General features: G+C 69.9%; 9 protein-coding genes and 1 riboswitch. Of the genes, 7 read left to right on the top strand and 2 right to left on the bottom strand.

Annotation, left to right across the window (positions count from 1 at the left end):
* Nucleotides 1-5 precede the first annotated feature (5 nt).
* On the top strand, nt 6-788 hold the full coding sequence (locus tag Mam01_RS33535) for a type III pantothenate kinase (protein ID WP_204289182.1): 783 nt from the start codon (nt 6-8) through the stop codon (nt 786-788).
* Between the two features lie 59 nt (nt 789-847).
* Nucleotides 848-2542, top strand: a complete 1695-nt coding sequence (gene lysS / locus Mam01_RS33540) for a lysine--tRNA ligase (protein WP_239101818.1) — start codon at nt 848-850, stop codon at nt 2540-2542.
* Nucleotides 2543-2587: 45 nt separating this feature from the next.
* Here the strand turns inward: lysS and Mam01_RS33545 are convergent, their stop codons facing one another.
* Nucleotides 2588-3511, bottom strand: coding sequence for an NADP-dependent oxidoreductase (locus tag Mam01_RS33545; RefSeq protein ID WP_204289183.1), 924 nt, complete (start codon nt 3509-3511; stop codon nt 2588-2590).
* Between the two features lie 96 nt (nt 3512-3607).
* Between Mam01_RS33545 and Mam01_RS33550 the strand changes: the two genes are divergently transcribed.
* Together Mam01_RS33550 and Mam01_RS33555 are read left to right on the top strand one after the other, a co-directional pair.
* A complete protein-coding gene (locus tag Mam01_RS33550) occupies nt 3608-4018 on the top strand; it encodes a winged helix-turn-helix transcriptional regulator (RefSeq protein ID WP_204289184.1) in 411 nt (136 codons plus the stop codon).
* A gap of 72 nt (nt 4019-4090) precedes the next feature.
* The gene (locus Mam01_RS33555) at nt 4091-4339 is read left to right on the top strand and encodes a helix-turn-helix domain-containing protein (protein WP_111701819.1); all 249 of its coding nucleotides are present in this window, start codon (nt 4091-4093) and stop codon (nt 4337-4339) included.
* Nucleotides 4340-4401: 62 nt separating this feature from the next.
* On the opposite strand, the gene Mam01_RS37485 is transcribed toward Mam01_RS33555, so the two are convergent.
* Nucleotides 4402-5442, bottom strand: a complete 1041-nt coding sequence (locus tag Mam01_RS37485; RefSeq protein WP_204289185.1) for a C40 family peptidase — start codon at nt 5440-5442, stop codon at nt 4402-4404.
* A 67-nt stretch (nt 5443-5509) separates the two neighbouring features.
* A riboswitch (cyclic di-AMP (ydaO/yuaA leader) is annotated at nt 5510-5663 on the bottom strand.
* 643 nt (nt 5664-6306) lie between these two features.
* On the opposite strand from Mam01_RS37485, the gene Mam01_RS33565 reads away from it, so the two are divergent.
* The 3 genes from Mam01_RS33565 to Mam01_RS33575 all read left to right on the top strand — a co-directional run bounded on the left by Mam01_RS33565 (nt 6307) and on the right by Mam01_RS33575 (nt 9898).
* Nucleotides 6307-6858: an amino-acid N-acetyltransferase gene (locus Mam01_RS33565; RefSeq protein WP_204289186.1), complete on the top strand. Its 552-nt coding sequence runs from the start codon at nt 6307-6309 to the stop codon at nt 6856-6858.
* Nucleotides 6859-7004: 146 nt separating this feature from the next.
* Nucleotides 7005-8201, top strand: a complete 1197-nt coding sequence (locus tag Mam01_RS33570) for an RDD family protein (protein WP_204289187.1) — start codon at nt 7005-7007, stop codon at nt 8199-8201.
* 1352 nt (nt 8202-9553) lie between these two features.
* Entirely contained in the window at nt 9554-9898 is a 345-nt protein-coding gene (locus Mam01_RS33575) for a histone-like nucleoid-structuring protein Lsr2 (protein WP_111701811.1), read from the top strand.
* Nucleotides 9899-10455 lie beyond the last annotated feature (557 nt).

The following is a 10455-nucleotide window of genomic DNA, read 5'->3' on the forward strand; positions in this document are numbered from 1 at the left end:
GGGGGATGCTGCTCACCATCGACGTCAGCAACACCCATACGGTGCTGGGCCTGTTCGAGGGTGAAGAGGTCATCGAGCACTGGCGGATCGCGACCGATCCCCGCCGTACGGCGGACGAGATCGCGGTGGTGCTGCAGGGCCTGCTCGGGCAGTCGCCGCTGCTCAAGGACGCCGACATCAGCGGCATCGCGATCTGCTCCACGGTCCCGTCGGTGCTCAACGAGATGCGGGAGATGTCCCGGCGCTACTACGGCGACGTCAACGCGGTGGTCGTCGAGCCGGGCGTCCGCACCGGCGTGCCGGTCCGGATGGACAACCCCAAGGAGGTCGGCAGCGACCGCATCGTGAACGCGCTCGCCGCCACCACCCTGTACGGCGGGCCCTGCGTGATCGTCGACTTCGGCACGGCGACCTCCTTCGACGCGGTCTCGGCCCGGGGCGAGTACGTCGGCGCGGTGACCGCCCCCGGCCTGGAGATCTCGGTGGACGCCCTGGCCACGGCCGGGGCGCAGCTCCACAAGGTCGAGCTGGTGCGGCCGAGGTCGGTGATCGCCAAGAACACCGTGGAGGCGCTCCAGTCGGGCATCCTCTACGGCTTCGCCGGGCTGGTCGACGGCATCGTGGACCGCATGACGGCCGAGCTCGCCACCGACCCCGACGACGTCACCGTGGTCGCCACGGGCACCGGCGCGCCGCTCGTCATCGGCGAGGCCCGTACGATCGACGTGCACGAGCCCTGGCTCACGCTCATCGGCCTGCGGCTGGTCTACGTCCGCAACACGTCCTGACGACTCCCTCGCGTACGGGACCATAGAAGGCAGGATCCCGTTCAGAGAGGACTGACGTGATGGACGCCGACTGGGTGGCGCGTTTCGCCGACGAGGTCATCGCCGAGGCCGAACGGCGCGCCCCGGGCAAACCCGTCGTCTGCGCGTCCGGCCTCAGCCCCTCCGGCCCGATCCACCTGGGCAACCTGCGCGAGGTCATGACCCCGCACCTGGTGGCCGACGAGATCAGGCGGCGCGGGCACGAGTGCGTGCACATCATCTCGTGGGACGACTTCGACCGCTTCCGCAAGGTCCCCGCGGGCGTCGACCCCTCCTGGAACGAGCACATCGGCAAGCCGCTGACCACCGTCCCGGCTCCGCCCGGCAGCGCGTACCCGAACTGGGCCGAGCACTTCAAGGCGCCGATGATCGCCGCGCTGGCGGAGATGGGCGTGGAGTTCCAGGGCATCAGCCAGACCGAGATGTACACCTCCGGGGCCTACCGGGAGCAGGTGCTGCTCGCCATGCGCGAGCGGCGGCGGATCGACGCGATCCTCGACCAGTACCGCACCAAGAAGGCCAAGGCCAAGGAGGTCCTGGACGCCGACGAGGCCGCCGCCCTGGAGGGCTCGGGGGCCGCGGGCGAGGACGACGGCTCCGGCGCGGGGGGCTACTACCCCTACAAGCCGTACTGCTCGTTCTGCGACCGCGACCTGACCACGGTCACGTCGTACGACGACGAGACCACCGCGTTGTCGTACACCTGCGTCTGCGGGCACGGCGAGACCGTCCTGCTGTCCGAGCACACCCGCGGCAAGCTGGTGTGGAAGGTCGACTGGCCGATGCGCTGGGCGTACGAGGGCGTGGTCTTCGAGCCGTCGGGCGTCGACCACAGCTCGCCGGGCTCGTCGTTCGTCGTCGGCGGCCAGATCATCCGCGAGGTGTTCGGCGGGCAGCAGCCGATCGGGCCGATGTACGCCTTCGTCGGCATCAGCGGCATGGCCAAGATGAGCAGCTCCAAGGGCGGCGTGCCGACCCCGGCCGACGCTCTGTCGATCATGGAGCCCGCGCTGCTGCGCTGGCTGTACGCCCGCCGCCGTCCCAACCAGTCGTTCAAGATCTCCTTCGACCAGGAGATCCAGCGGATGTACGACGAGTGGGACACGCTCACCAGGAAGGTCGCGGACGGGACGGCGCTGCCGGCCGACCAGTCGGCCTACCGCCGGGCGTCGAGCACGGCGTCCGCGACGCTGCCCGAGACGCCGCGCCGGCTGCCGTACCGGACGCTCGCCTCGGTGGTCGACATCGCGACCGGCCACGAGGAGCAGACGCTGCGCATCCTGCGCGCCTTCGACCCGGAGATCGGCGGGCTGGACGAGCTGCGGCCGCGGCTCGACCGCGCCCGGCACTGGGTGAACACCTACCTGCCCGCCGAGGACCGCACGCAGGTGCGCGAGACGCCCGACAAGGAGCTTCTCGACACCCTCGGCGAGACGGAGTGGGAGTCGCTGCGCCTGCTGCTCGACGGTCTCGACGACCACTGGTCGCTCGACGGCCTGACCACGCTCGTGTACGGCGTGCCGAAGGTGCTGGCCGGGCTGGAGATGGACGCCAAGGCGGCCACGCCGGAGCTGAAGGCCGCCCAGCGCGCGTTCTTCGCCCTGCTCTACCGGCTGCTCGTCGGCCGCGACACCGGCCCGCGCCTGCCCACGCTGCTGCTCGCGGTGGGCCGCGACCGGATCCGCGAGCTGCTCGACCCGGGCCGCACCGCCTGACCGCCGGCCTCGCGGTCTCGCGCCGGCCTCGTGGCCGGCGCGAGGTCAGGGGGTCAGCACCAGGCGTCCGCGCACGCCGCCCCGGGCGAGCCGTTCGTGGGCCTCGGCCGCCCGCTCGAACGGGTGGACACCGGCGACCCGTGTCGTGAGCCGGCCCGCCTCGGCCAGCCGGACGACGTCCCTGAGCTGCGCCGCGTCGGCCCGGACGAACACCGTGGAGGTGCGGATCCCGCGCAGCGGGAGCGGAGCCTGCCCCGCGCCGACGGCGACGAACGCGCCCCCGCCCCGCACCGCGTCCAGCGCGGGCAGGCCGACGACGGCCGCGTCCACCACACCGTCCACGCCGCCCGGGACGACGGCCCGTACGGCGCCGGCCAGATCGGCGCCCCTCGCGACGAACCACTCCGCGCCGAAACCGCGGACCAGCGCCTCGTCCCCGGGCGCGGCGACGGCGGCGACCCGGATTCCCCGGAGGGCCGCCAGTTCCACCAGATATCCGCCGAGACCCCCAGCCGCCCCCGTCACGAGCAGGGTCTCGCCGTGAGCGAGCCCGGCGAGGTCGAGCGCCTGAACGGCGGTCAGCGCGTTGAGCGGCAGCGTCGACGCCTCGATCGCGGACATCCCCACGGGCGCGGGCGCGACGGCGGGCTCGTCCAGCACGACGAGTTCCGCCTGGGCCTTGATCGGGTCCGTCAGCCGGTCCGACAGGCCGACGACCCGGTCGCCCGGGCCGACCGCCGTCACCCCCGGTCCCACCCGGTCGATCACCCCCGCCACGTCCCACCCCAGGGCGTACGTGTCGAGCCGGGGCGTGAGCCCGTGATCGGGAAGGGCGCCGGAGACCGTGAAGAGGTCGATCGGGTTGACGGCCGCCGCCTCCACCCGGATCCGCACCTGTCCCGGCCCCGGCTCGGGCTCGGGCACCTCGGCCACCCGTACGACTCCGTCCCGCCCCACCAGTGCTCTCATGTGTCCTCCTCTCGCTACGACGAGGAGGCTATGGAGAGTTACTCTCTTTCGGTAAGTAGGCACCCGGAAGTGCGTAACGGTGGCGGAGGGAAGATCATGCCAACCCGGACGGCGGCCCAGCGGCGGGAGGAGGCGCGGCGGCGGTACGACGCGTACGTGGCGTCCTGCCCGTCCCGGCAGTTGCTCGACGCGCTCAGCGACAAGTGGGTGAGCCTCGTGCTGACCGCGCTGGCCCGCGGGTCTCTCCGCTACAGCGAGCTGGCGAGGACGATCGCCGGAGTGAGTCAGAAGATGCTCACGCAGACGTTGCGGACGATGGAACGCGACGGACTGGTCTCGCGCACCGTCACCCCGTCGGTGCCGGTGCGCGTCGACTATCGGCTCACTCCCCTGGGCGAGGACCTGATGCCGCTGCTCGAAGCGATCAAGAACTGGGCGGAGATCCACATGGAGGACGTGGAGGCCGCCAGGGAGGCGTACGACCGGCGGCCCGCCGCCGCACCTTGACGGCCTTCTACAAAGGCGTTTACCGTCCCTGGAGGGTGGGCCGACGCATCATCGTCGTGGGGAGGGCGGACGATGGGGTATCCGGAGGTCGTCTACCGGGGTGAGGATCTCGCCTCGGACCTTGAGCGTGCCGGTCTCACCGAGGAGGACCTACTGCTGCTCGCCGAGCTGGCGAAGGGTGTGACCGCCGACCGGGTGGGCCGCAGCCTCGACGTCAGCGGCCGCACGGTGCGGCGGCGACTGCGCTGCATCTGCGACCGGATCGGCGTGGCGACCGCCATCGAGGCCGTCGCCTGGGCCGCCCGCCGCCGTCTCATCTGAGCACGTCCCGGATTCGTCCGGCCGCGCCCGCGGGCACGGCCGGAGCACGGTCGGGCGGGTGATCAGTCGGCGACGCGCACCCCGCCCGCGAACGGACGTCCGGCGATCTTGGCGATGTGGATGACGTCACCGGTGCGCGGCGCGTGGACCATGTAGCCGCCGCCGATGTAGAGACCCACGTGGTGCAGGTCGGAGTAGAAGAACACGAGGTCGCCGGGGCGGAGCTGGTCCTTGGTGATGTGGGTGCCGGCCGTCCACTGGTCGCCCGTGTAGTGGGGCAGGCTGATGCCGACGGACTGGTAGGCCGCCATGACCAGGCCGGAGCAGTCGAACGAGCGCGGTCCCTCCGCGCCCCAGACGTACGGCTTCAGCTGCTGAGCGAGGGCCCAGCGCGCCGCCTGTGCGGCCTTGCCGCCGCCCACGATCGGGAAGGACATCTTCCTGCGCGTCTCGGCGCCGACCTCCCGCGAGACCTGCCGGTAGAGGCTGCTCTCGGTCTTCTTGATCAGCTTCGTGATCGTGTCGCGTCGCGAGTCGAGGCCGTTCAGCAGCTTCCTGACCTCGCTCTGGCGGGCGGCGGCGCTGGACTTGGCCCGGGCGGCGGCGTCCATCGCCTTGCTGACCTCGGCGACCTCCTGGCTCTGCTGTAACTCCAGCGCGTACGTCGTGGAGGCCTGGTCGAGGTACTGCCGCGGATCGGTGGACTTGACGAGCACCAGGGCGTTGCCGAGCCCGTTGGTCATGTAGGAGTGCTGGGCGAGGGCGCTCGCCCGCTGCCGGCGGGTCGCCAGCTCGGCCTCGCTCTTGGCGAGGTTCTTCTTGGCGAGCTCGGCGGACCGCTCGGCCGCCTTCAGGCGTACCCGCTCGCCGTTGTACTGCTCGGTGAGGGACTCGATTTCGCTGTAGAGGTCTTCCACCTCCGCGGCGAGCTCCTTGAGGCTCGGCTTCGGGTCGGCGGTCGCGCTGACCACCGGAGCGCCGAATGTGACCGCGGCGAGCGCGACTCCGACGAGGGTGAACCGCCGGATGGCACCCGGACCGGCCGGGCCGGCTCCGGGCCGTCGGCGACGGGCGTGCCTGCCCGCCTGCCGTCCTCCACGCATGCGCAACCGAGCTCCTCTCCCATAGGTGCTCCCGCACCGGCCGGCGTCGTCGTGACGGGCCGTGTGGCGGGGCACTGCCGAGCGCCTGCCGGGTTAGCTGACGGGTTCGGGCCGGAGTAGCCCTACCTTGCGGATTCACCCCTGGACGATCTGAACCTGAACCGATCCTGATCCCATGGATTGGGTCCCCGGCTCCTCTCCGCACCCGGCGCCCGACAGGGTTCGGACACCGGCGCTTCGAGGATTCGGCGCCCGATCGTCGAGAGTGCTCACGACGATCGGCATCGTCGCTGGACATTAGTGCACCCTGAGTTGTTGCTCAACCAGAACTCGCAAACCCGTCTACGTTTGACAACCAACTGATCACGCTCGGGTCACGAGTCGATCAGTGATACGGGCTGGTCTACCTGGGTTTGTGGTGCTTTGTGGGCCTCTGAGGTGCTGGTCGGACGGGAGGGAAAATCGATGCGGAGCGGGGCGTGCGTTCCGGGGTCCGATCCGGCGTCGATCCGTATCCCGGTGGCTACAGAACGTCAGGCGTGATGTCGGACGGACCGTTTGGGATTGACCGTAAATGGGAGCCGGCGTCGCCGATCCCCGGGCCCCGCGCCGGGGCCGAAGACGGCGGGAGGGGCACCAGTGCCCCTCCCGCCAATCTTTGCCCCGTCGCGTCGCCCAGAGCGGCACCTCGCCGCGTTGTCGCCCCACCCACGAAAACTCCTCGCAAGCTCGGACTTTCCGCGGGGCCCGGGGATTTCGGCCGTAGGCTCCGCTACGGCCTCCTCCTCCGCCTTGCGATGCACCACTCTGGACACCGCTCCGTCCGGGCAAACCTTGTCGGTCGCGGCACTAGGCTGACCGGTCATGGAGCAGGTCGCCGCGCAGACGCCGAGCGGATCCGGCGCCCGGGGCGTGGTGGTGCGCCGGGCCAGGACCCCGGACGTCAGGACGATCCGCCGCCTCGTCGACGCGTATTCGGGCGTCGGGCCGCGCCTGCTGAAGAAGAGCACGGTCACGCTGTACGAGGACGTCCAGGAGTTCTGGGTCGCCGAGATCGGCGGAGAGGTCGTCGGCTGCGGCGCGCTGCACGTGCTCTGGGAGGACCTCGCCGAGATCAGGACCGTCGCGGTGGACCCGGTGGTGCGCGGCGGAGGCGTCGGCCACCGGATCGTCGCCGAGCTCATCGACGCCGCGCGCGGTCTCGGCGTGCGCAGGGTCTTCTGCCTGACGTTCGCCGTGGAGTTCTTCGCCCGTCACGGTTTCACCGAGATTCAGGGCACTCCCGTGTCTCCCGAGGTGTACGCGGAACTCCTCGCGTCGTACGACGAGGGCGTCGCCGAGTTCCTCGACCTGGAGCACGTCAAGCCGAACACGCTGGGAAACACGCGAATGCTGCTGCATCTTGATCGCCATTGAGTCATAATGCCGACATTGGTGGCTGATCTTGACGCTGGTGGTCAGCCGCTGCAAAGGTGACTGTTGATACGCGTGTCGCTACTTTTGGCGATATCAGCGTGTGCTACTGAGATGCGGCGCATGCGTCTTCGAAACGAGGTGACACGGTGAGCACCGGACAGCCGCCGTACCCCCAGGACGAGTCGGACGGAACGCCACCGCCGCCCTCGAGCCACGGGTACAACACGGACAGACCTTCCCAGGAGTACGACCCCGAGGCCACGGTCGTCGGCTATCGGGCACAGCAGACGGGCCCGCAGCAGACGCCCGGGCAGGACCCCGCCCAGGGCGGCTACGGCCAGCAGCAGGGCTACGGCCAGGAGACCGGCCCGCAGGGTTACGGCCAGCAGTACGGTCAGCAGGCTCCGCAGCAGGGCTATGGTCAGCAGCAGTACGGTCAGCAGACCGGCCCCCAGGCGTCCGGCTCGCAGGCGTACGGCCAGCAGGGCTACGAGCAGCAGGGCTACGGTGGTCAGCAGGGTCAGCAGACGGGAGGCTACGGCCAGCAGTCGCAGGGTGGCTACGGTCAACAGCAGTACGGTCAGCAGACCGGCCCCCAGGCGTCCGGCTCGCACGCCTATGGCCAGCAGGGCTACGAGCAGCAGGGCCACGGTGGTCAGCAGGGCCAGCCCGGCTATGGTCAGCCCGGTTACGGCCAGCAGGCCTATGACCAGCAGGGCTATGGTCAGCAGCAGTACGGCCAGCCCGGCTACGGCGGCGCACAGGCCACCCCGGGGTACGGCCAGCCCGCCTACGGGCAGTCGTACGCGCCGCAGGGGGCGATCCCGCCCGGCGCGCCGGCCCCGCTGGCGGAGTGGTGGCAGCGCCTCGTCGCCCGGCTGATCGACGGTGTCGTGGTCGGGATCCCCTACATGATCCTCAACGCCGTCATCGTGGGCCTGCTGTTCACCGCCGCCAGCATCGACCCGACGACCGGCGTCACGACCCTGGAGAGCGGGGCCTTCCTGGCCACGCTGCTCGTCGCCGTGCTGGGGGGCGTCGTGATGGCCGTCTACGAGTTCTTCATGCTGCGCTCGCGCGGGCAGACCCTCGGCAAGATGGCGATGGGCATCAAGGTCGTCCCGGTCGGGGGAACGCTGGACGCGGCGGGGCTGCCCCAGGACGCGGCGCTCAAGCGCGCCGGTGTGCTCTTCGCCTTCCAGTTCCTCTCGTGGATTCCCGTCATCAAGTACCTCGCGAACCTGGCCGCCCTTCTCAACGTGCTGTGGCTGCTCTGGGACAAGCCGCTGCAGCAGGCCCTGCACGACAAGGTCGCGAACACCGTGGTGGTCAAGGTCAAGTAATGACCGCGAACGGGGCCGATGGCAGAGACCATCGGCCCCGTTTTTCGTATGGCGTGACGGTTCCGGGCGCCGGCGGCGCCCGCTCCGGAAAATCTGGTAACGGGACCACCGGGACATGCCATGCTTGGCGGACCGGCGCATCCGCCCGAGAGGTGGCAATGACCGCGACACCGCGCCGTCAATCCCTCCGGTCCGCCGCCGCCACCGCGCTCGGCGCCAAATCCGGCCGGAGCGGCTTTAGGAACGCGCTGGGCGCTCTTAAGGACCCGAACGCCGCGCACCGGCCCTTATGGGCTCCTCGGCCTGCCCGTCCCCTGGCGGCCCCGGCGCCGTCGCCCGAAAGCGCGGGGGGTTTGGCCGCGCGAAACCTTAGACGGCCCCGGCCGCCGGGGGCGTCCGTGCGTTTGTGCCGCGGCCGGTTAAATCGATCTTCGGGGCACCCGGCAAGTGGATCTTGGGGGAAGCTGTGCGGTCCTCTCTTTTTGCGAGCCTTCCCGGGGCCGGGGATCTGCTTAGACGTATGTATATCCCGTCAAGGGCGCGCCGGACGTACCAGAAGGGTCACGGTGGCCATGAAGATCCGGGTGCCGCAGGACGCGGCGTCCCCTCGTTTCCGTGGCGCTCATCAACGGCGCGGCGTGCCGGGACGGACCTATTGTGTGAGAGTTGTGTGAGCTTCGGATGAGCGTCGGATGGAGAGTCGCATGGGGAAGCGGGTTGCCGATTCCGACTTGTCGCCACGCCTTCGTTCATACTGGTTGGCAGTCCTCTGACCTGCGGCTTCGCCGCCGCGAGCGAAGGGGCCGACCGGAGTGGGAGCCCTTGCCGTCCCTCCGGGAGTAGTGGCCGCGAGCGGCTGAAACATCGGGCCGGACGGCTTCCGGTGACCGCCCGGCCCGGCATTTGGGTACGATTTCGTGGTGCATCCGGTAAGGCCGCTGGAGAGACGAGGATTAGGCTGTGGCCTGCGGGGCACCCCGGAAGGCGCGCCTGGCCCTCCCGGCGCTATGGTCGTATGAGGACGACCGGCCCGGCAAGGGGGGCCCGGGGAGCTCGGGGCGTCCTCGGAATTTCCTCGGGTGTACCTAATGACACCCCGGCACGAGCGAGGCAGAATGTCAGAGGTATTGTCCGCCTTGATACCTTCCGCGGTCGTCGCCGGCGCGGTCGTCTACGGCATCGTAAAGTTGGTACGTTCCGACGCGGCGGGTCTCCGCCCGGCACGGGAGCCACGCGAGAAGTCACCGGACTCAGGAGTTCCTGAGAATCCGCAATCTTGAATTGTCAGCCGGGGGAAACCGGGTATATGTTTGGCTGACGAATCAAACTATGGGCTGCGAAAGGATTGCCGGATGGCCAAGCACACGCAGGTGATTCTCATCGACGATCTCGATGGCGGCGAGGCCAATGAGACGGTCACCTTCGCGATTGACGGCACGTCTTATGAGATTGACCTGAGCGACGGCAACGCGAAGCGGCTTCGCGACGCGCTGTCGCCTTTCGTCGGCAGCGCGCGGCGGGCGGACAGCGGGCAGGCCCGCGGTCGTCGTCGCGGTGCGGGCGGCGGAGGCCAGCGAGCCATGACCCGCGAGAAGAGCGCGGAGATCCGCGCCTGGGCGAAGTCTCACGGGCACCCCGTGAGTGAGCGCGGCCGCATCGCCGCCTCGATCGTCCAGGCGTACGAGGACGCGCACTAGGCGGTGCACGGTGCGATCCGGGTCGCACCTGCCGGGCCTTCACCCGTCACGGCCCGTCGAGTGGCGCCACGCCAGGCGTCACCGGCGAAAGTTCCGGGTGAAGTGCGGAGTTCCCGAGGGACCGGAGAGGCCCACTGCTCTGCTTTGGGCTCCTCTGTCGCATTGTGATGCGTCGCGCCGTGCCGGTCCCCGGTGTGGCGTGATCCGCGGGATGCTCCGTAACCGCATCGTCGATCGCGCGGTTATCCGGTTCGTCGGAGGACCTGACGATCGCATAACCGCGCGATTGTGTTTGCACTCCCTAAAACCTCGTTCGCTTGCGGCGTATCGGGAACATGTCACCCCCGGCAGGGGGTTGGATAGAGCGTGAACGCCCTGCGCTTGGGGAACCCTTCCGCCGAGGACCGGGTCGCTGGGTCGGGGCTACCGTGCGGGACGGCGTGCCGGATCTCCCGGATTCGCCTGACCGCTCTGTGAGGAGCGACGACATGTTCGAGAGGTTCACCGACCGTGCGCGGCGGGTTGTGGTCCTGGCCCAAGAAGAGGCCCGGATGCTC

The organism is Microbispora amethystogenes (assembly GCF_016863015.1).
GTDB lineage: Bacteria > Actinomycetota > Actinomycetes > Streptosporangiales > Streptosporangiaceae > Microbispora > Microbispora amethystogenes.